Raw genomic sequence first — 20,003 nt, 5'->3', positions numbered from 1 at the left:
GATCAGATCAATAAATTTGGCGCGCATCTTACCACACTCCGTAACAAATTACTCAGCCGATGGTATCGCAAGAAAGCGAACAGCACGCGCAATATCACGCGTACGGGGCGCAGGCGGAAGGCTTGCCAGGAAGGTCGCGCCATAAGGGCGCATCACCAGACGGTTATCACAAATCACCAGCACACCACGGTCGTCAGCATCACGGATCAGTCGCCCTACCCCCTGTTTCAGCGTGATAACCGCATCCGGGAGCTGAACCTCTTCGAAAGGATCGCCGCCACGCAGGCGGCAGTCTTCCATCCGCGCTTTTAACAGCGGATCGTCCGGGGAGGTAAACGGCAATTTATCGATAATCACCAGCGACAGCGTATCGCCACGCACGTCCACCCCTTCCCAGAAACTACTGGTAGCAACCAGCAAGGCATTCCCTGCGCTGACAAACTGCTGTAGCAGTTGCCCTTTACTGGTTTCGCCCTGTAAAAGTACGGGAAGCGTCATGGTGGCGCGGAATTGCTCCGCCAAATCGCGCATCATCGCGTGCGAGGTACACAGCATAAAGCAGCGCCCGTTGTTCGCTTCAATAATAGGGCGCAACATAGCAGCCAGTTGACGCGCCGCACCAGGCTGGTTGGTTTGCGGCAGATTGCGTGGTACGCACAGCAGTGCCTGACGCGTGTAATCAAAGGGGCTCGGCAGCAGCATCGACTCGGCTTCATCAATGCCCAACCGCGCCGTAAAATGGTGGAGATCGTCGTTTACCGACAATGTCGCGGAGGTGAATATCCAGCACCCCGGCTTTTGTTCCATCACTTCTTTGAATTTGTCAGCCACGGTAAGCGGCGTTAATGCGAGCGTAAAATGCCGGGAGGTACATTCATACCAGTAGCTGAATCCTGGCTGGTTGATCTCTTTCAGGCGTTTTAATCGGGCACGGTACAGCGTGGCGCGCTCAAACGCGGCATCCAGCAGCGCAGAACGCCCAAGGGACAATTTCGCCACGTCGTAGCACAGCTCCAGGGTGTCATCAAGCAGTAGAAACGCCCGTTGCACACGTTGGTCAGCCAACAGTTCTCGTAGGTTTCCACGATAGCCGGGCTCGCCGAGCTGTAAGCGAAAGTCCTGTGCGCTTTGCGCCAGACGATCGGCGCATTTTTGTAGCTGCTGGGTGTCTTTCAATTCTGTGCGATACGCAATCGTAATGTCTTTCGCCAGATCGAGTAGTTGCCGGCTGGAGAGTGATTGACCAAAGTACTGGCTGGCGATATCCGGTAGCTGATGGGCTTCATCGAAGATCATCACATCTGCCTCGGGGATTAATTCACCAAATCCACTCTCTTTCACCACCATATCGGCGAGAAACAGATGATGGTTGACCACCACCACATCGGCATCCATCGCTTTTTTACGGGCTTTGACGACGAAACACTCTTTATACAGCGGGCAGTCGCTGCCAAGACAGTTGTCGTTAGTGCTGGTCACCAGTGGCCAGGCCTGTGAATCTTCCGCCACGCTGACGCAGGTGCTGATGTCGCCATCAAGGGTTTGATTTGACCATGAACGCAGAAGGATGACGTCGCTTAACGTTTGTACCGGCAGATCGCCACCCGCCAGCGCCTGCTGTTCGAGGCGTTCCAGACACAGGTAGTTGGAGCGCCCTTTTAGCAGCGCCAGTTTACCGGTGAACTTCAGGGCTTTTGCGACGGTCGGGAGGTCGCGGCTGTAAAGCTGATCCTGCAACGCTTTTGAACCCGTCGACACGATCACTTTCTTGCCAGCGCGAAGCGCCGGGGCGAGATAAGCGTAGGTTTTACCTGTGCCAGTGCCGGCTTCTACAACAAGCGGTTGTGATTTTTCAATGGCATGACTGACAGCAATCGCCATCTGTCGCTGTGGTTCACGCGGTTTAAAACCCGGTATCGCTTTAGCCAATTGACCGTCTGCTGCAAAATCGTCCGTCACACTGCCCCCTGTTCATTTGAACAGGGATTATGTCAGGCCAGCGGGTCTTTCGCCAGTTGAAGAGGTGACGCAGGCGCAACATTATGGCAGTCTTGGCGCAATCTGAAGCCCATGAAGAAAAATGTAAATAAGGAATGATTTATGACGATTGTGCGCATTGATGCCGAAGCACGTTGGTCTGACGTGGTTATCCATAACAACACGTTGTACTACACCGGCGTACCGGAGAACCTGGACGCAGATGCCTTTGAACAAACTGCAAATACGCTGGCACAAATTGATGCGGTGCTGGAAAAACAGGGTAGCAACAAGTCACGAATCCTTGATGCCACCCTTTTTCTGGCAGACAAAAGTGATTTTGCCGCAATGAATAAAGCCTGGGATGCGTGGGTCGTTGCCGGTCACGCGCCGGTACGTTGTACGGTACAGGCCGGATTGATGAACCCGAAATACAAAGTCGAGATCAAGATTATCGCTGCGGTTTAAGCAACGTTACTCGTCTTCATCTTCAAAACGCGCCACGATCCGTTCACCGGTATGGCTGGCGCGTAGCTCTTCAGCAACCAGAGCAATCGCTTGTCCGCTGCTCATCCCCTGCGACATCAGTTCCTGAATACGCTCTACCGCTTTTTGCTGCTGCTCATGACTGAGTGAAGGTAAACCTGCAAACATTGTTAACTCCTGCTAAATTGTCTGCGCTAATTATTTCATGCTACCGGGCAGTTAGCCAGTAGAGTAGCAACGAGTCAGGACTGATGAAGACGTTATCTCCCGCAGTAATCACATTACCCTGGTGTCAAAACGCCGCTGAACGCTATTTTTCGACCTTAAGCCATCTCCCTTGGGCGATGCTGTTACATTCAGGTGATGCCGATCATCCGCATAACCGTTTTGATATTCTGGTCGCCGACCCCTTAGCGACACTGGTCACGCGTGCTCTGGAGACGGTGGTCAAGGACAGGCAAGGCATTTTGCGCACGCCTGATGACCCGATGGCAGTATTACAGTCAACGCTAACCGCCCTGGCTATTCAGCCCGATTATCATCCCGACCTCCCGTTCCAGGGCGGCGCACTGGGCCTGTTTGGCTACGATCTGGGCCGCCGCTTTGAATCGCTGCCGAATATCGCCGAATGCGATATCGCCCTGCCGGATATGGCCGTCGGTATCTATGACTGGGCGTTGATTGTCGATCACCAGCTACAGACTATATCACTACTTAGCCATAGCGATGTGCATGCCCGTCTGGCCTGGCTTGAAAATCAACTGCCGCCGGTACGCGAGCCCTTTACATTAACGTCGGCATGGCGCTCGAATATGAGCCGTGAGCAATACGGCGAAAAGTTTCGTCAGGTGCAGCAGTATCTGCACAGCGGGGACTGCTATCAGGTCAACCTGGCCCAACGTTTTCAGGCGCAGTATCAGGGCGATGAATGGCAAGCGTTTGTCCAGCTCAATCGTGCCAACCGCGCGCCATTCAGTGCGTTTATACGTCTGGAAGACGGGGCGATCCTCAGCCTGTCACCGGAGCGCTTTATCCAACTGGAAAATCAGCATATCCAGACGCGCCCCATCAAAGGCACGCTACCCAGACTGGACGATCCTGATGCCGATCGCCAGCAAGCCGACACGCTGGCCAATTCGCCAAAGGATCGGGCGGAAAACCTGATGATCGTCGATTTGATGCGTAACGATATCGGACGCGTCGCCGTTCCAGGCTCGGTTAAGGTTCCGGAACTGTTTGTGGTTGAACCCTTCCCGGCCGTACATCATCTGGTCAGTACCATCACCGCACGTTTGCCGCAGACGCTGCACGCGACCGATCTATTACGTGCCGCCTTCCCAGGTGGCTCCATTACGGGCGCACCAAAAGTGCGGGCAATGGAAATTATTGATGAGCTGGAGCCGCATCGTCGTAACGCCTGGTGCGGCAGCATCGGTTATCTGAGCTTTTGCGGCAATATGGATACCAGTATCACCATTCGCACCCTGACAGCGACCGGCGGGCAGTTGTACTGTTCAGCTGGCGGCGGCATTGTAGCGGACAGTCAGGAAGACGCGGAATATCAGGAAACATTTGATAAAGTGAATCGTATTTTGCATCAACTGGAGAACTGACACGTGGAAAACAGCAGCCTGACGCTTGATGATTTTTTATCACGTTTTCAACTCCTGCGCCCGCAGGTAAATCATGATGCGCTAAACCAACGCCAGGCCGCCGTACTGATCCCTATCGTCCGTCGTCCACAGCCGGGGTTGCTATTGACTCAGCGCTCCGTTCATTTGCGAAAACATGCCGGGCAGGTCGCCTTTCCTGGGGGCGCGGTGGACAGCAGCGATGCTTCGCTGATTGCCGCCGCACTGCGCGAAGCCCAGGAAGAAGTGGCAATTCCGCCTTCATCCGTTGAGGTCATTGGCGTGCTGCCGCCGGTCGATAGTGTGACCGGGTTCCAGGTCACACCGGTGGTGGGCATCATCCCGCCCAATTTACCGTATCGAGCCAGTGAAGATGAGGTTTCAGCGGTGTTTGAAATGCCGTTGGCGCAAGCCCTGCATTTAGGTCGTTACCATCCCCTCGATATCTACCGTCGTGGCGATTCACATCGTGTGTGGCTTTCCTGGTATGAACACTATTTCGTCTGGGGAATGACCGCCGGAATAATTCGTGAGCTGGCGCTGCAAATTGGCGTGAAGCCCTGACTATACTTATCTTTACGCACGCCATAGACAACTTGAAACTCAGGTCACAACATTAGTAAAATCGCGGTTATCTATTAGTTTAATTCATGTGAATAGTTAAGCCGATCGCCGCGTTCCCTCTTACACTATGCGCAGTTATAACATCGTTACTGGAAAGCCCAGTCGCCCTGTAGGAGTATTATCGTGATTAGTCTATTCGACATGTTTAAGGTGGGGATTGGTCCCTCATCTTCCCATACCGTAGGGCCTATGAAGGCGGGTAAACAGTTCGTCGATGACCTGGTCGAAAAAGGATTACTGGACAGCGTTACCCGTGTTGCCGTCGACGTGTATGGTTCACTGTCGCTCACGGGTAAAGGTCACCACACCGATATCGCCATTATTATGGGTCTGGCGGGCAATGAGCCTGCTACCGTGGACATTGACAGCATTCCCGGATTTATCCGCGATGTAGAAGCGCGTGGCCGCCTGCTGCTTGCGCAGGGTCAACACGAAGTGGATTTCCCACAGAATGACGGCATGCGTTTTCACAACGGCAATTTGCCGTTGCATGAAAACGGGATGCAGATCCATGCGTACAACGGCGAAACCGTCATTTACAGCAAAACGTACTATTCCATTGGCGGTGGATTCATCGTTGATGAAGAACATTTTGGCCAGGATGCAGCGAACGAGGTCAGCGTACCTTATCCGTTCAAATCCGCGACCGAAATGCTGGAATACTGCAACAGCACCGGTCTGTCTCTCTCTGGCATGGTGATGCAGAACGAACTCGCACTGCACAGCAAGAAAGAGATTGAAGAGTACTTTGGCAACGTCTGGCAAACCATGCAGGCCTGTATCGATCGTGGGATGAACACCGAAGGCGTTCTGCCTGGACCGCTGCGCGTTCCTCGTCGTGCCTCCGCCCTGCGTCGTATGTTGGTCTCCAGCGACAAGCTCTCCAACGATCCGATGAACGTGATCGACTGGGTGAACATGTTTGCGCTGGCCGTTAACGAAGAAAACGCTGCAGGTGGCCGCGTAGTAACAGCACCTACTAACGGTGCCTGCGGGATCGTGCCTGCCGTTCTGGCTTACTACGATCACTTTATTGAATCTGTCAGCCCGGATATCTACACCCGTTATTTCCTGGCGGCGGGGGCAATTGGTGCGTTGTACAAGATGAACGCCTCTATCTCTGGCGCCGAAGTAGGCTGCCAGGGTGAAGTCGGCGTGGCATGTTCCATGGCTGCTGCAGGTCTGGCAGAACTGTTAGGCGCGAGCCCTGAACAGGTGTGTATTGCTGCCGAAATCGGTATGGAGCACAACCTGGGCTTAACCTGCGACCCGGTTGCCGGACAGGTGCAGGTTCCGTGCATCGAACGTAACGCTATTGCGTCCGTGAAGGCGATTAACGCCGCACGTATGGCGATGCGTCGTACCAGCGCACCGCGCGTCTCGCTGGATAAAGTCATCGAAACCATGTACGAAACAGGCAAAGATATGAACGCCAAATACCGCGAAACATCACGCGGCGGTCTGGCAATCAAAGTCCAGTGTGACTAATACTTAATTTTCGCCCATCTGCGACGGATGGGCGAATTTACCCCTTCTCGCTCGTCTACTGTAATTTTCCCCACTACACTTGCTCTGTTGCTGTTGGCTTCTGGGACCAACGGCTTATCGGGCGGCCCGCATGCAAACAGCACAACGGATCATTCAAAACTATCGCCGTAATCGCTTAATCGTCTGCACAATATGTGCACTACTGACGCTCATCCTCACATTAACGGTCCGATTTATTTCGGAGCGTAATATAAATCACCGTTACACCGTCACTTTTGCTAATCATGCCGTTGAAGCACTAGATGATGTGCTGCTCCCACTGCAGGCCGGGCGCGATATGCTGCTCCCGTTGATTGGTCTTCCCTGCTCGGTGGCGCGTTTACCCTTGAGCAAGCATGCTGCCAGACTACAAACAGTGCGCTCCATCAGTCTGATTCAGGGGGGGATTCTTTATTGCTCCAGTATCTTTGGCTATCGCAATGTGCCTATCCGCCAAATTCAACCTGAATTACCAAGCCGGGAGGCACAACTGCTGTTGTCCACCGACCATTCGCTGATTAAAGGTAGCCCCATTCTGACGCAGTGGTATCCGGCCTCCGCGGATGGCGAAAATGGGGTGCTGGAAATCGTCAATATTGATTTATTGTCGACCATGCTGCTGGAACCCCAGCCACCGCAAATCACCAACGCCAGTTTAACCGTCGGTAACCGCCACCTGCTCTACGGACAAGGTGTTGTCGAGACCTTGCCTGCACTGAACGATGAAAAACGTTATCAGCTTTCATCGCAACATTTCCCCTTCACGATCAGCGTCACCGGCCCAGGCGCCAGTGAATTAGCGATGAAACATCTGCCTACACAACTACCGCTGGCAGTGATCCTGAGCCTGTTGGTGGGATACCTTGCCTGGCTGGCAACCGCCAGCAGGATGAGTTTTTCCTGGGAGATTAATCTGGCTCTCGCGGCACACGAGTTCGAGTTGTTTTGTCAGCCACTGCTGAACGCGCAGACCCAGCAATGTATGGGTGTAGAAATTCTGTTACGCTGGAACAACCCACGCCAGGGCTGGATTTCGCCGGAAGTATTTATTCCTATCGCCGAAGAGCACAACCTGATTGTCCCTCTTACCCGTCATGTCATCGCAGAAACCATTCAGCAACGACACGTTTTTCCGATGAGTAGCCAGTTTCATATCGGTATCAATGTTGCCGCCAGCCATTTCCGCCACGGTACGCTGTTAAAAGACCTCAATCAGTACTGGTTCAGCCAGCATCCCATCCAGCAACTGGTTATTGAATTGACCGAACGCGATGCCTTACTGGATGTGGATTATCGGATCGTGCGCGAGTTGAATCGCCTCGGCGTTAAGCTGGCGATTGACGATTTTGGTACCGGAAACAGTTCACTCTCCTGGCTGGAAAAATTGCGCCCGGATGTGTTGAAAATTGATAAATCATTTACTTCGGCGATCGGAACCGACGCCGTGAATTCAACCGTCACAGACATCATTATCGCGCTGGGAAAAAGACTGAATATCGAACTGGTGGCTGAAGGCGTAGAAACGCAGGCACAGGCGCAGCATTTACGCCGTCATGGCGTACATTTATTGCAAGGTTTTTTGTATGCGAAGCCGATGCCGCTGCGCGATTTTCCCAAATGGCTGGCGGGCAGTACACCACCACCCGCCAGGCATAACGGGCGCCATATCATGCCCATTATGCCGTTTCGCTAACCCCGTTTACTCGTCTTCGTCGTGAGCGGGTTGTTCTTTAACAATGCGAACTAAATCCACACGATAGTCATTGGCTTCGACAATCGTAATGCTCAGCGGTGCGACCTCAATAACATCACCGACACGCGGGATGTGACCGTTAGCCGCAATCACCAGCCCTGCTACGGTGGCGATGTCTTCGTCCTCATCCACCAGCGTATCCACGTCCAGCGCCTGTTGCAGCGCGTGCAGGTCGGTTCCCCCTTTCACCAACCAGCCACCGGCGTCAGCAATGATTTCAGGGGTTTCATCGGCATCCGGGAACTCACCCGCAATCGCTTCTAATACGTCCAGCGGTGTTACCAGCCCCTGCACCACACCAAATTCGTTAGTGACGATGACAAAACTACCGCGGGCACGACGCAGTACGCCTAACAGATTAATCGGGTCCAGCGTTTCCGGGACGACAATTGCCGGCGAGGCAGACGCAATCGCTGCAACATCCACACCGTCTTCCAGCGCCACCAGCAGCTCTTTAGCACGCACGATACCGATAATTTCATCAAGCTCGCCACGACACACCGGGAACAGGCTGTGTGGAGAAGAAAGCAACTGTTCGCGAATTTCCGCTACGCTCAGATCGGCGTCAACCCAGCTAATTTCACCACGAGGAGTCATGATGCCGCGTAATGAACGGGATGCCAGTGAGAGAACACCGTTGATCATATAGCGCTCTTCTTCCACAAACGCGCCTTCCGGGACCGGTACGGGCACTTGATTGTCAGATTCCATCTGCACGCTGGCCTGACGTTTACCGCCCATCAGACGCAAGATTGCATCCGCAGTACGCGCACGCAGCGGCAGTGTCGACTGGTGGCGAATAAAGTTACGACGGGCAATCTGGTTAAACAGTTCGATAATAATGGAGAAGCCAATCGCCGCGTACAGATAACCTTTCGGAATATGGAAGCCAAAGCCTTCGGCAACCAGGCTCAGACCAATCATCAGCAGGAAGCTCAGACACAGCACCACCACCGTCGGATGTTGGTTCACAAATCGCGTCAGCGGCTTCGACGCCAGCAGCATCACCGCCATCGCAATAACCACCGCCGCCATCATCACCGGCAGATGGTTGACCATACCGACTGCAGTAATGACCGCATCCAGCGAGAACACCGCATCGAGGATAACAATCTGCGTCACCACGACCCAGAAACTCGCATAGCCTTTTGTCTGGCCGGTATCATGTTCACGGTTTTCCAGCCGCTCATGCAGCTCTGTCGTAGCCTTGAACAAGAGGAAGATACCCCCCAGCAGCATAATCAGATCGCGCCCTGAGAACGCATAGTCCATTACCGTAAACAGCGGTTTCGTCAGCGTTACCATCCACGAAATCACGGACAACAAGCCCAGACGCATAATCAGTGCCAGTGACAAACCGATTAAACGCGCTTTATCTCGCTGTTTCGGCGGCAGCTTATCAGCCAGGATCGCAATGAAGACCAGGTTATCGATACCCAAAACAATTTCGAGAACGACAAGCGTGAGCAAACCCACCCAAATCTGCGGGTCCATTAAGAGTTCCATGACAAGCTCCTGCTTAAGGAATGACCAAACTGCGCCCTGAACATCTCAGGCGTTAAAGCGATATGCAGAGAAAATTTGTGGCAAAAAGTGCCAATCTGACAGGCGCAAAGCGGCCTGAAGGTGAAATGACGTCGGTGACGATCCATATGGTGGGCTACTGCCCTATACTCCTGAGTAATTAAACAGATGCTAAACATAACAGAGACAACCGGTTTTTAGCAAAGATTTACCTTCCTTTGCAATAAGTTGTTTCGGAGATATTTCACCCTTCGAAATTTCTTATGATCGGAAGTTAAATTACGGATCTTCATCACATAAAATATTTTTTTCGATATCTAAAATAATTCACGAAAATCATAGGTTTTTCTTTGTAACCCTTATCTGAATCGATTCGATTGCGGACGAGCGATTCAAAATGCATCTTCACGTTGATGTGTTAACGATAATAAAGGAGGTAGCAAGTGACCATTGCTATTGTAATAGGCACACATGGTTGGGCTGCAGAGCAGTTACTTAAAACAGCAGAGATGTTGTTAGGCGAGCAGGAAAACGTCGGCTGGATCGATTTCGTTCCAGGCGAAAATGCCGAAACGCTGATTGAAAAGTATAACGCTCAGTTGGCAAAACTGGATACCAGTAAAGGCGTGCTGTTTCTCGTTGACACATGGGGAGGCAGCCCGTTTAACGCTGCGAGCCGCATTGTCGTCGATAAAGAGCATTACGAAGTTATCGCAGGCGTGAACATTCCCATGCTGGTCGAAACCTTCATGGCGCGTGACGACAACCCCAGCTTCGATGAATTAGTCGCACTGGCGGTTGAAACGGGTAGCGAAGGCGTAAAAGCGCTGAAAGCAAAACCTGTTGAAAAAGCCGCACCTGCCCCCGTCGCAGCACCTAAGGCAGCGGCACCCGCGAAACCGATGGGCCCGAACGACTATATGCAGATCGGCCTCGCGCGTATCGATGACCGTTTAATCCACGGTCAGGTGGCAACCCGCTGGACCAAAGAAACCAACGTAACGCGCATTATTGTCGTCAGCGATGAAGTCGCCGCTGATACCGTGCGTAAAACGTTGCTGACCCAGGTCGCACCGCCAGGCGTTACAGCACACGTGGTTGATGTCGCGAAAATGATCCGCGTCTATAACAACCCGAAATACGCCGGTGAGCGTGTAATGCTGCTGTTCACCAACCCTACCGATGTAGAACGCATCGTTGAAGGTGGCGTAAAAATTACCTCTGTTAACATTGGCGGCATGGCATTCCGCCAGGGTAAAACGCAGGTAAACAACGCGATTTCGGTGGATGAAAAAGACATCGAAGCCTTCAAGAAACTCAACGAACGCGGTATTGAACTCGAAGCCCGTAAGGTTTCTACCGATCAGAAACTGAAAATGATGGATTTGATTGCCAAGGCGAAATAACCACCTGGCATTTACTTAGTTTTCACACTTAAGTCTGTATAGCAATAGGAGAAGTACAATGGAGATTACCACTCTTCAGATTGTGCTGGTGTTCATCGTCGCATGTATCGCGGGTATGGAGTCGGTACTCGATGAATTTCAGTTCCACCGTCCATTGGTGGCCTGTACGCTGATTGGTGCCGTTCTCGGGGATATGAAAACCGGTATTATCATCGGTGGTACCCTGGAAATGATCGCTCTGGGCTGGATGAACATCGGTGCTGCGGTTGCGCCTGATGCCGCGCTGGCTTCCATTATCTCTACCGTTCTGGTTATTGCCGGTCACCAAAGTATCGGTGCTGGTATCGCGCTGGCTATCCCGCTGGCAGCAGCAGGCCAGGTTCTGACCATTATCGTTCGTACCATCACCGTAGCCTTCCAGCACGCGGCGGATAAGGCGGCCGAAAACGGCAACCTGACGGCGCTCTCCTGGCTGCACGTGTCCTCCCTGTTCCTGCAGGCTATGCGTATTGCTATCCCAGCGGTAATCGTAGCGATTTCTGTCGGTACCAGTGAAGTTCAGAGCATGCTGAACGCGATTCCGGAAGTCGTTACCGGCGGCCTGAATATTGCGGGTGGCATGATCGTCGTGGTCGGTTATGCGATGGTCATCAATATGATGCGCGCAGGCTACCTGATGCCGTTCTTCTACCTTGGCTTCGTCACCGCGGCATTTACTAACTTCAACCTGGTTGCTCTGGGTGTGATTGGTGCCGTAATGGCCATCCTCTACATTCAGTTGAGCCCGAAATATAACCGCGTAGCCGGTGCGCCAGTACAGGCGGCGGGTAACAACGATCTTGATAACGAACTGGACTAGCAGGTGAGCGAAATGGTTGATATGACTAAAACTACCACCGAGAAAAAACTCACTCCGAGTGACATTCGTGGCGTGTTCATTCGTTCTAACCTGTTTCAGGGTTCATGGAACTTCGAACGTATGCAGGCGCTGGGTTTCTGTTTCTCCATGGTGCCGGCTATCCGCCGCTTGTACCCGGAAAACAACGACGCACGTAAGCAGGCTATTAAGCGTCACCTGGAATTCTTTAACACCCATCCCTATGTAGCGGCACCGGTTCTGGGCGTTACGCTGGCAATGGAAGAACAGCGTGCAAACGGCGCAGAGATTGACGATGGTGCCATCAACGGTATCAAAGTGGGTCTGATGGGGCCGCTGGCAGGCGTGGGTGACCCGATATTCTGGGGTACAGTGCGTCCGGTTTTTGCCGCGCTCGGCGCGGGTATCGCAATGAGCGGTAGCCTGCTTGGGCCACTGCTGTTCTTTATCCTGTTCAACCTGGTACGTCTGGCAACCCGCTATTACGGTGTGGCCTACGGCTACCGTAAAGGTGTCGATATCGTTAAAGATATGGGCGGCGGCTTCCTGCAGAAACTGACTGAGGGGGCGTCAATCCTCGGCCTGTTTGTTATGGGGGCCTTGGTTAACAAGTGGACGCACGTAAACATCCCGCTGGTGGTTTCCACTATCACCGGTCAGGATGGCCAGACACGCGTGACCACCGTGCAGACAATCCTTGACCAGCTGATGCCGGGCCTGGTTCCTCTGCTGCTGACCTTCGCCTGCATGTGGCTTCTGCGTAAAAAAGTGAACCCGCTGTGGATTATCGTTGGCTTCTTCGTCATCGGTATCGCGGGCTACGCTGTCGGCCTGCTCGGCCTGTAAGACTGTTGTACATCACCGGGGGCTTGCCCCCGGTTTTTCTATTTAGAGGGTTGAGGATTCATGACTATCACGGACCTGGTGCTGGTTCTTTTTATCTTATCGCTGCTGGCGTATGCCATTTACGATCAGTTCATCATGCCCCGCCGTAATGGCCCCACTCTACTGACTGTTGCCCTGCTTCCACGCAGTCGAGTCGACAGCGTTATCTTCATCGGTTTGATTGTTATTCTGATCTACAACAACATCACCAGCCACGGAGCACAATTCACCACATGGTTATTATGTGCACTGGTGTTAATGGGGTTGTATCTGTTCTGGATCCGTACGCCCAAAATTATTTTCAAACAAAAAGGTTTTTTCTTCGCCAATGTCTGGATTGAATATAACCGGATTAAAGAGATGAATTTATCAGAAGATGGTGTACTGGTGATGCAATTAGAACAGAGACGATTGCTTATTCGCGTACGAAATATAGACGACCTGGAGAGGATATATAAACTTCTCATTTCAAATCAATAGATTACAAATATAGCCTGAACTATGTTTTTTATATCTCAGTGAAAAACAAACATAGCTAAGGCTATATCCCCCCTCCCACATGTTATTTAATTTAACGTTTTATCTATAAATAAATCTAAATGAAAATTGTTTTCATTTAGAAGTCAAATAATATTTCTGCGTTTCTTGTTTTATATTCCAAAAATATGTTAAGGTTGCGCCCGTCGTTGGGGAGTAGCCGATTTCCAGACTCCGGAAATGTACGTGTCAACATACTCGTTGAAAAACGTGGCACGTACGGACTGAACATCACGTTTAGTCAGGCGAGACCATAGGCACATCAACTGCAATGCATATTTGAACGGCGCTGTATTTACAGTGATTCCAGCTTATGTGCATGGTTACTGGGGGCAGTGATGTGTTTTATGGAATACCCCGGTCAGGACGCTGTTATGAATCTCACCGCTACCGTTCTTCTCGCTTTCGGCATGTCGATGGATGCTTTCGCGGCATCAATTGGCAAAGGCGCCACCTTACATAAACCTAAATTCTCTGAAGCTCTGCGTACCGGCCTTATCTTTGGCGCAGTCGAGACCCTTACGCCACTGATTGGCTGGGGAATGGGCATGCTTGCCAGCAAATTCGTGCTGGAGTGGAACCACTGGATCGCCTTCATTCTGCTGATTTTCCTCGGTGGGCGAATGATAATCGAAGGCTTTCGTGACAACGATGATGAAGATGAAGAGCCGCAGCGCCGTCACGGTTTCTGGCTGCTGGTCACCACCGCCATTGCGACCAGTCTGGACGCGATGGCCGTCGGGGTCGGTCTGGCTTTCCTGCAGGTCAACATTATTGCCACTGCGCTGGCCATCGGCTGCGCCACGTTGATTATGTCTACTCTCGGGATGATGATCGGTCGTTTCATAGGCCCGATGCTGGGCAAACGTGCGGAAATTTTAGGCGGGGTGGTACTGATTGGTATCGGCGCCCAGATCCTCTGGGCACACTTCCACGGTTAATTCAGGCGCTGCCAGATATGAATACTAAAGTCAGTCTGGCAGTCAAACTTCGTTTCCCCTGCTAACGTTTCCCACACTTCCGGCTTTGCCCGCCAGGCGAACGGCGTCATTTGCAATAACGCAACGGCCTCGCTGCCCTTAAGCTGCATCTGATACCCCAGCGCAATACTCTGTTGCAGAACAAAACCGTCCAGTTGCTCTGTGTGTGGCGCATGTAAACGCACCTCATCATAAATCAGCCCTTTCAGCTCCAGCAAATGACGCGGACCCGGCGTGGCGGTGATGACCCATCCACCCGGTTTTACCACGCGAGCCAGCTCTTGCGCTTTGCAGGGGGCGTAGATCCTGATAATGGCGTCCATTGACGCATCGGCAAACGGCAGACGATGGCTGGAGGCAACGCAAAAGGTTACCTGCGGATAGCGCCGTGCCGCGGCTTTAATTGCCACTTTGGAGACATCAAGGCCAAACGTTGTACAGCCCGCTATCGCATCCGCGAAAGCGTGGGTGTAGTACCCTTCCCCACAGCCGATATCCAGAATCGACGCCTCGTTTGTTCCCAGCGTCTCGCTGAGTACATTCACAATCGCATCACGCAGCGGTTGATAGTGCCCGGCATCCAGAAATGCCCGGCGAGCCTGCATCATTTCCGCACTGTCACCCGGATCACGCGACCGCTTATGCTGAACCGGCATCAGGTTGACATATCCCTCTTTCGCCACGTCAAACTGATGCCGTCCAGGGCACACAAAACTGTTATTCGCTTGAGTAAGAGGCTGATGACAAAGGGGACAGGAAAACGACATGACAACTCCGGCTGGTGATTTAAGGGCGCAAGTGTAACGCGATTTGCGCCCCGCGAAAATAACTTACAGCGACGGCGAGGCCAGGCTATTACCGTGCATCACCAACAGATGGTCTGAATCGGCTGGCATCCCGTCGGGTTTCACGTTTTCCAGACGCAGGACATCGCCCATTATCTGGCTGAACACCGGGGCCGATACCGCACCGCCGTAGTAAGCGCCGTTTTGTGGGTTATTTATCACCACCACCAGCGCGAATTTCGGATCACTGGCAGGGGCAACCCCTGCCGTATACGCCACGTATTTATCGACGTACTTACCGTCATCGCCTATTTTTTTTGCCGTCCCGGTTTTCACCGCAACACGATAATCCCTCACCGCAGCCTTGGTCCCACCGCCGCCGGGTAGCGCAACGCTCTCCATCATATGTTCAACCTGATGCACCAGCGCTTCTGGCATTACACGAGTTCCTATCACCGGTGGGTCGATACGGGTAATTGAAAGCGGTCGGTAGACGCCAAAACTGCCGATAGTGGCATAGACATGTGCCAGTTGGAGCGGTGTCACCATTAACCCGTAGCCGAATGCAAAGGTCGCGCGGTCCAAATCGCTCCAGTAACGTCGCTGAGGCATTAAGCCGCTACTTTCCCCGGTGAGACCCAAGCCGGTTGGGTCGCCAAAGCCAAAGCTTTTATAGGTATCCAGCAGTTTCTGTACCGGCATTGCCAGCGAAAGGTGCGACACACCGGTATCGCTCGATTTCTGCAAAATACCGGTAAGCGATAGCTCAGGGTAAAACCCGACGTCGCGGATACGATGGCCATCAACATTAAAGGGGTGGGTATCAATCACGCTGTCAGGCTGTACAATCCCCTGCTGCAGAGCAGTCATGATCACTAATGGTTTGACGGTTGAGCCAGGCTCAAAGGTGTCACTTATTGCACGGTTGCGGAAATCATCCAGTACCGCGCCTTCACGGTTATTAGGGTTAAAATCGGGAAAACTCGCCATCGACAGGATTTCACCGGTGGCAATACTTACCAGCACCGCCGCACCAGAATCCGCTTTATTCCATGTCACGGCATTGTCCAGCGCATCTTCAGTCACCGTCTGCAAACGCTCATCAATACTGAGCTGCAATTCGTGCGCGGGGACCGGCATCACTTCCGTGATATTTTCAATCACATGCCCGAACTTGTCTTTGCGCACAAGACGAGAGCCGGGTTTACCCATCAACTGGCTGTTGAAACTTTTCTCCAGGCCTTCAATACCTTGTCCATCAATGTTGGTAAAGCCGATGAGATTCGCCGCCACATGACCTGCGGGATAGAAACGGCGGGATTCTTCGCGCAGATTGATCCCCGGGAGATTCAGATCATCAACCCACTCTGCCTGCTGTGGAGAAATCTGTCGTGCCAGATAGATAAAACGTCCAGCAGGGTTACTGTTTACACGTTCCGCCAGTGAACTGAGTGACAGATGCAGGGTTCTGGCCAGTGCTTGCCAACGTTCGTTATAACCCACGCCCCCCTTGCTAATAATGGTCTTGGGATCGGCCCAAACTGCATTCACCGGCACGCTTACTGCGAGGGGACGTCCTTCTCTGTCGGTAATCATCCCGCGTGGTGAGGCGGTTGTGACTTCACGTAACGAACGCATATCCTCCTGCTTGACCAGACTCGTTGGGGTGACGATTTGTAACCACGCAACCCGACCAAGCAACAATCCCAGACTCAACAGTATTGCCACACAAAGCAGGGCAAAACGTACGGGAGTAAAACTGCGCGCATCGCCGTCGTTTTTCTTTTTCACCGGGGCTCCAGCAAGATAGTTTTTCAGGTGACTGATTTAACGGGAATTGCCGGGAGAAAGCGGGGAAAACAATGCTACGAACATCACGCCTTTGCAACAAAGCGCTAATGGAGAGGCATTCAGAAATATTTTGACGTAATTTGAATTAAAAAGCCCCGCATAAGCGAGGCTTTATATCTGAATTGGTTGCGCCTGAGCGCTTCAAATCAGTGGTATCGATCAGATAGCTGTTACGTTAACAGCAGCCGGACCTTTCTGGCCGTCCTGAATTTCGAACTCAACGTTCTGGCCTTCAGCCAGAGTTTTGAAGCCGTTACCCTGGATAGCGGAGAAGTGTACGAACACGTCTTTGCTGCCATCAGCCGGAGTAATGAAACCAAAACCTTTAGACTCGTTGAACCACTTAACTTGACCTTTAATCTTTGCCATTTGCAAAATTCCTTAGAGTATTTTCTTCGCCCGCAGGCATAACATAGATAAAACTGAGACATTACTGCTTGAGGCACTAATATAAGGTTCGGCAGAGAAGCGGTATTCAACGTCAACGTGTTTACTCAGGACTTCTTTACTGAAAATGCCACACATAAACAGAACTGTACCTCGTTTAACCCAAACCGTGTTATCACATACAACGTTAATAATGGCAAGCCATTTTTAAACGTGTCTCGATCGGTCGCACAAATCCCGCAGTTCATCAAACAACAACTGCACAGTTATGCGCCAGACCAAGTAGAGATATATCCTCGCCTCTCTCCCCTTCCCCCGGCTGGCCTGCGCCGTAGCAGGGACTTTTCTACCATAGCTCATCAGGTTGAACTGTTCCAGGTTATCTGTCACAGCCTCTGCCGGATATCATTTTTTATGCTTAGTAATGCATAAAATATCACAAGCATAAAAATGAGACCGGCATTCTGGTTTTGCACCAAAATAATGAAAGAATGATGACAATGCACAAAAAAAAGTAAGAGAAACGTTTCGCTGATAATAAAACGATCGGTATCACAAAAATGACACAATCATATTATTAATCTATGGATAATTATATTTATGTCGAACCAGAGATAAGATATTAATTGGTCAGAGCATCTGGAAAAGCGCAGGTTCCACGTGTGGCAGCGCAGTAATTGCCGGATTGTTGCAGAAGAAAATAATCTGATATCGTTGACGACAGGATGAAGCATCTGAGAATAGCATCTACAGACTCTCACCCTGTCTTTCTGTTTACTACCGTTCGGCTACCAGGCGAATGATGTCATCATCTTCATCCTGAGTTGGCACCGCAGCAGGCTCTTCTGCTTTTTCCGGTTCGTTAGCTTCACAAAGACGACGGAGCAATGCGTTCTGTCGTTTTTGCTGATCCAACAACGCCTCAAGCAGTTCAATCTGCTCGTTAGTACGCGAACTTGCCCGATTGATGAAAAACCACAATACAAGCCCGACAACCAGAACCACCACCGATACCGCTAAAGACGCTAAACTCAACGCGCCAGAATTCAAAACTTCGTTCATTTCACCACCTCAATGTAGACAGCGTAGTTTACCATTGCCGCACGAGAAGGTAATCAACTGTTACTGAAATGCGCTTACCAGGGAATAAATTTATTGATGGCGCAAATTCCGCTGAAAAATTGTACGTCCTGATCGCACATGATGTTGAACACCTGCGCCCACATCAGCATGCATACCAGCACGACAACTATCAGGACCACCCATCGAATTTTTTTCACTCCAACTCCACTCTCCAAACCTACAGCTTATGTTGATAAATTATCATGAGTTACCTAAACCCTAAGTTAACTGTAACGGCATTAAATGTTTTTAGGAATGATTCACTTGTTTCATCCCATGTACGGGCTAATCTACTCATAACGAGAAAAGATAAGAGGTTGTAATGCGTCTGATTATCCGCGCTATTGTGTTGCTCGCTCTGGTTTGGATCGGTTTATTATTGAGTGGCTACGGCGTTTTGATAGGAAGTAAGGAGACTGCAGCAGGTCTGGGCCTGCAATGTCAATATCTGACTGCCCGCGGGACCAGCACCGCGCAATACGTCCATACCAACAGCGGCATCATTGGCCTGTCAGATTGTCCCCTTTTGAGGAAAAGCACCGTCGTTATCGATAACGGTTAATATAGCAGCAAAAAGTCAGTACGTTATTTGCTCCGGCTACGACGACAGGTCATAAAAAAACCCGATACGCTGTATCGGGTTTTCGCGTATCGCAACACGTTAAAATCAGAACGGGTAATCGTTATAACCCATTTGCTCTGAAATCTTACGCGCTGCGGTGTGCAGCATTTCGACATATTCGTGCAAACGTTCTTCAGAAAAACGCAGCGTCGGGAATGAGATGCTCAGACCCGCAATAACCACGCCGAAACGATCAAACACCGGTACCCCGATGCAGCGCAGGCCTTCTTCCTGCTCTTCGTTGTCTTCGCCATAGCCCTGTTCACGGACTTTATCCAACAGTACCAGCAATTCATCAGTATTCGTGATTGTACGATCTGTACTACGTTTGTACTCGATGCCGTCAAGAATTTCCTTCACTTCTTCGCGGTCGCGCCATGCCAGCAGCACTTTACCAATGGCGGTGCTGTACAGCGGATTACGACGACCGACGCGGGAATACATGCGCAAATTGTACATCGAGTCGATTTTATGGATGTAGACAATGCTGTCTTCATCCAGCGCACCGAGGTGTACGGTTTCTTTGGTCAGACGCGAAAGTTCGCGCATCTGGATGTCAGCGCTACGGATCAGATCAACGTTCTGTAACGCACGCGCGCCCAGTTCAAATAATTTCAGGGTCAGGGAATACTTCTCAGACTCGCCTTCTTGTGCCACATAACCCAGCGTTTTCATGGTCTGCAAAAAGCGATAAACGGTGCTTTTCGACATCATGACGCGTTGCGACAATTCGGTAATACCAATTTCGCGCTCTTCACCCAGCGCCTGCAGGATGCCAAAAACCTTCAGCACGGAAGATACAGAATCGGGTTGTTTATCCAGATCTGCGATAGCCATTTACCACCTCATTGCGAGTGTTTTATAAAAATCAGAACCGGTTTTTATTATAATTTCACGTACCAGCCGTCGCAATCTGTCTTTGCTCACTTAGTTACAAATCTGCGACCTAACGCCTGAATATCAATGCTAAAATTATTATTCTCATCATAATTTCCGACAAAATTGACTTCCTATGGAAAAAATTCAGGC

The 20,003-nt window shown here is 51.4% G+C and carries 22 protein-coding genes and 1 riboswitch; of the genes, 11 read left to right on the top strand and 11 right to left on the bottom strand.

All coding sequences use genetic code 11. The features are described from left to right. Positions 1-48: 48 nt before the first annotated feature. Positions 49-1,959 (bottom strand): DNA repair helicase YoaA, encoded by a 1,911-nt coding sequence (gene yoaA, locus HV261_RS12900; protein ID WP_202038440.1) that lies wholly within the window; start codon positions 1,957-1,959, stop codon positions 49-51. Between the two features lie 141 nt (positions 1,960-2,100). On the opposite strand from yoaA, the gene HV261_RS12895 reads away from it, so the two are divergent. Continuing rightward, a complete protein-coding gene (locus HV261_RS12895; protein WP_042307863.1) occupies positions 2,101-2,445 on the top strand; it encodes a RidA family protein in 345 nt (114 codons plus the stop codon). A 6-nt stretch (positions 2,446-2,451) separates the two neighbouring features. On the opposite strand, the gene HV261_RS12890 is transcribed toward HV261_RS12895, so the two are convergent. Further along, on the bottom strand, positions 2,452-2,631 hold the full coding sequence (locus HV261_RS12890; protein ID WP_003020986.1) for a YoaH family protein: 180 nt from the start codon (positions 2,629-2,631) through the stop codon (positions 2,452-2,454). A gap of 83 nt (positions 2,632-2,714) precedes the next feature. Between HV261_RS12890 and pabB the strand changes: the two genes are divergently transcribed. The 4 genes from pabB (at position 2,715) to pdeD (ending at position 7,938) form a co-directional block, all read left to right on the top strand. Beyond that, positions 2,715-4,076 carry an aminodeoxychorismate synthase component 1 gene (pabB, locus tag HV261_RS12885; RefSeq protein WP_202038439.1) on the top strand — a complete coding sequence of 454 codons (1,362 nt, stop codon included), beginning with the start codon at positions 2,715-2,717 and terminating at the stop codon, positions 4,074-4,076. Between the two features lie 3 nt (positions 4,077-4,079). After that, on the top strand, positions 4,080-4,658 hold the full coding sequence (locus HV261_RS12880; protein ID WP_137381634.1) for a CoA pyrophosphatase: 579 nt from the start codon (positions 4,080-4,082) through the stop codon (positions 4,656-4,658). 183 nt (positions 4,659-4,841) lie between these two features. Continuing rightward, positions 4,842-6,206: an L-serine ammonia-lyase gene (gene sdaA / locus HV261_RS12875; protein ID WP_202038438.1), complete on the top strand. Its 1,365-nt coding sequence runs from the start codon at positions 4,842-4,844 to the stop codon at positions 6,204-6,206. A gap of 130 nt (positions 6,207-6,336) precedes the next feature. Continuing rightward, complete coding sequence (gene pdeD, locus HV261_RS12870) at positions 6,337-7,938, top strand: cyclic di-3',5'-guanosine monophosphate phosphodiesterase PdeD (RefSeq protein WP_202038437.1); 1,602 nt, start codon at positions 6,337-6,339, stop codon at positions 7,936-7,938. A 6-nt stretch (positions 7,939-7,944) separates the two neighbouring features. On the opposite strand, the gene yoaE is transcribed toward pdeD, so the two are convergent. Both yoaE and HV261_RS27975 read right to left on the bottom strand, forming a co-directional pair. Beyond that, the gene (gene yoaE, locus HV261_RS12865) at positions 7,945-9,504 is read right to left on the bottom strand and encodes a CNNM family cation transport protein YoaE (RefSeq protein ID WP_202038436.1); all 1,560 of its coding nucleotides are present in this window, start codon (positions 9,502-9,504) and stop codon (positions 7,945-7,947) included. Continuing rightward, positions 9,492-9,650: a protein YoaL gene (locus HV261_RS27975; protein WP_442781045.1), complete on the bottom strand. Its 159-nt coding sequence runs from the start codon at positions 9,648-9,650 to the stop codon at positions 9,492-9,494. Before HV261_RS27975 ends, yoaE begins: the two co-directional genes overlap by 13 nt. Positions 9,651-9,965: 315 nt before the next feature. On the opposite strand from HV261_RS27975, the gene manX reads away from it, so the two are divergent. The 5 genes from manX to mntP all read left to right on the top strand — a co-directional run bounded on the left by manX (position 9,966) and on the right by mntP (position 14,168). Further along, complete coding sequence (gene manX / locus HV261_RS12860) at positions 9,966-10,928, top strand: PTS mannose transporter subunit IIAB (RefSeq protein ID WP_005122176.1); 963 nt, start codon at positions 9,966-9,968, stop codon at positions 10,926-10,928. A gap of 58 nt (positions 10,929-10,986) precedes the next feature. Further along, positions 10,987-11,787: a PTS mannose/fructose/sorbose transporter subunit IIC gene (locus HV261_RS12855; RefSeq protein ID WP_005122174.1), complete on the top strand. Its 801-nt coding sequence runs from the start codon at positions 10,987-10,989 to the stop codon at positions 11,785-11,787. 12 nt (positions 11,788-11,799) lie between these two features. Further along, complete coding sequence (locus HV261_RS12850; RefSeq protein ID WP_003833769.1) at positions 11,800-12,651, top strand: PTS mannose transporter subunit IID; 852 nt, start codon at positions 11,800-11,802, stop codon at positions 12,649-12,651. A gap of 60 nt (positions 12,652-12,711) precedes the next feature. After that, on the top strand, positions 12,712-13,170 hold the full coding sequence (locus tag HV261_RS12845; RefSeq protein ID WP_202038435.1) for a DUF986 family protein: 459 nt from the start codon (positions 12,712-12,714) through the stop codon (positions 13,168-13,170). A gap of 196 nt (positions 13,171-13,366) precedes the next feature. After that, positions 13,367-13,470: riboswitch (yybP-ykoY riboswitch) on the top strand. 131 nt (positions 13,471-13,601) lie between these two features. After that, a complete protein-coding gene (mntP, locus tag HV261_RS12840; RefSeq protein ID WP_043016042.1) occupies positions 13,602-14,168 on the top strand; it encodes a manganese efflux pump MntP in 567 nt (188 codons plus the stop codon). On the opposite strand, the gene rlmA is transcribed toward mntP, so the two are convergent. From rlmA to mgrB, 6 genes are all read right to left on the bottom strand, one after another. Continuing rightward, positions 14,165-14,974 carry a 23S rRNA (guanine(745)-N(1))-methyltransferase gene (rlmA, locus tag HV261_RS12835; RefSeq protein ID WP_202038434.1) on the bottom strand — a complete coding sequence of 270 codons (810 nt, stop codon included), beginning with the start codon at positions 14,972-14,974 and terminating at the stop codon, positions 14,165-14,167. The two genes, mntP and rlmA, sit on opposite strands and share 4 nt — an antisense overlap. Positions 14,975-15,037: 63 nt before the next feature. After that, a complete protein-coding gene (gene ftsI2, locus HV261_RS12830) occupies positions 15,038-16,783 on the bottom strand; it encodes a peptidoglycan DD-transpeptidase FtsI2/PBP3(PARA) (RefSeq protein WP_202038433.1) in 1,746 nt (581 codons plus the stop codon). A gap of 219 nt (positions 16,784-17,002) precedes the next feature. Further along, a complete protein-coding gene (gene cspE / locus HV261_RS12825) occupies positions 17,003-17,212 on the bottom strand; it encodes a transcription antiterminator/RNA stability regulator CspE (RefSeq protein WP_001062678.1) in 210 nt (69 codons plus the stop codon). A 12-nt stretch (positions 17,213-17,224) separates the two neighbouring features. Next, complete coding sequence (locus HV261_RS12820; protein ID WP_003034983.1) at positions 17,225-17,368, bottom strand: DUF2627 domain-containing protein; 144 nt, start codon at positions 17,366-17,368, stop codon at positions 17,225-17,227. Between the two features lie 639 nt (positions 17,369-18,007). Continuing rightward, positions 18,008-18,292: a YebO family protein gene (locus HV261_RS12815; RefSeq protein WP_202038432.1), complete on the bottom strand. Its 285-nt coding sequence runs from the start codon at positions 18,290-18,292 to the stop codon at positions 18,008-18,010. Positions 18,293-18,366: 74 nt separating this feature from the next. After that, positions 18,367-18,510: a PhoP/PhoQ regulatory lipoprotein MgrB gene (gene mgrB, locus HV261_RS12810; protein ID WP_202038431.1), complete on the bottom strand. Its 144-nt coding sequence runs from the start codon at positions 18,508-18,510 to the stop codon at positions 18,367-18,369. Positions 18,511-18,674: 164 nt separating this feature from the next. On the opposite strand from mgrB, the gene HV261_RS12805 reads away from it, so the two are divergent. Further along, positions 18,675-18,914 carry a YobH family protein gene (locus HV261_RS12805; RefSeq protein ID WP_061068061.1) on the top strand — a complete coding sequence of 80 codons (240 nt, stop codon included), beginning with the start codon at positions 18,675-18,677 and terminating at the stop codon, positions 18,912-18,914. A 105-nt stretch (positions 18,915-19,019) separates the two neighbouring features. Here HV261_RS12805 and kdgR read toward each other — a convergent pair whose 3' ends face one another. Further along, positions 19,020-19,811: a DNA-binding transcriptional regulator KdgR gene (gene kdgR, locus HV261_RS12800; RefSeq protein WP_137381626.1), complete on the bottom strand. Its 792-nt coding sequence runs from the start codon at positions 19,809-19,811 to the stop codon at positions 19,020-19,022. Positions 19,812-20,003 lie beyond the last annotated feature (192 nt).

The organism is Citrobacter sp. RHBSTW-00671, from assembly GCF_014103415.1.
GTDB lineage: Bacteria > Pseudomonadota > Gammaproteobacteria > Enterobacterales > Enterobacteriaceae > Citrobacter.
Note: the sequence above shows the minus strand (reverse complement) of the source record. Positions and strands in the feature narration are given on the sequence as shown.

What these genes read in the sequence shown, in the direction of transcription:
- pabB (WP_202038439.1), top strand. Translation starts at nt 2,715, where the DNA reads ATGAAGACGTTATCTCCCGCAGTAATCACATTACCCTGGTGTCAAAAC.
- mntP (WP_043016042.1), top strand. Translation starts at nt 13,602, where the DNA reads ATGAATCTCACCGCTACCGTTCTTCTCGCTTTCGGCATGTCGATGGAT.
- HV261_RS27975 (WP_442781045.1), bottom strand. Translation starts at nt 9,650, where the DNA reads ATGGATCGTCACCGACGTCATTTCACCTTCAGGCCGCTTTGCGCCTGT.
- yoaE (WP_202038436.1), bottom strand. Translation starts at nt 9,504, where the DNA reads ATGGAACTCTTAATGGACCCGCAGATTTGGGTGGGTTTGCTCACGCTT.
- HV261_RS12890 (WP_003020986.1), bottom strand. Translation starts at nt 2,631, where the DNA reads ATGTTTGCAGGTTTACCTTCACTCAGTCATGAGCAGCAGCAAAAAGCG.
- HV261_RS12820 (WP_003034983.1), bottom strand. Translation starts at nt 17,368, where the DNA reads ATGTGTGGCATTTTCAGTAAAGAAGTCCTGAGTAAACACGTTGACGTT.
- HV261_RS12850 (WP_003833769.1), top strand. Translation starts at nt 11,800, where the DNA reads ATGGTTGATATGACTAAAACTACCACCGAGAAAAAACTCACTCCGAGT.
- kdgR (WP_137381626.1), bottom strand. Translation starts at nt 19,811, where the DNA reads ATGGCTATCGCAGATCTGGATAAACAACCCGATTCTGTATCTTCCGTG.
- HV261_RS12845 (WP_202038435.1), top strand. Translation starts at nt 12,712, where the DNA reads ATGACTATCACGGACCTGGTGCTGGTTCTTTTTATCTTATCGCTGCTG.
- HV261_RS12815 (WP_202038432.1), bottom strand. Translation starts at nt 18,292, where the DNA reads ATGAACGAAGTTTTGAATTCTGGCGCGTTGAGTTTAGCGTCTTTAGCG.
- cspE (WP_001062678.1), bottom strand. Translation starts at nt 17,212, where the DNA reads ATGGCAAAGATTAAAGGTCAAGTTAAGTGGTTCAACGAGTCTAAAGGT.
- pdeD (WP_202038437.1), top strand. Translation starts at nt 6,337, where the DNA reads ATGCAAACAGCACAACGGATCATTCAAAACTATCGCCGTAATCGCTTA.
- rlmA (WP_202038434.1), bottom strand. Translation starts at nt 14,974, where the DNA reads ATGTCGTTTTCCTGTCCCCTTTGTCATCAGCCTCTTACTCAAGCGAAT.
- HV261_RS12855 (WP_005122174.1), top strand. Translation starts at nt 10,987, where the DNA reads ATGGAGATTACCACTCTTCAGATTGTGCTGGTGTTCATCGTCGCATGT.
- HV261_RS12805 (WP_061068061.1), top strand. Translation starts at nt 18,675, where the DNA reads ATGCGTCTGATTATCCGCGCTATTGTGTTGCTCGCTCTGGTTTGGATC.
- HV261_RS12895 (WP_042307863.1), top strand. Translation starts at nt 2,101, where the DNA reads ATGACGATTGTGCGCATTGATGCCGAAGCACGTTGGTCTGACGTGGTT.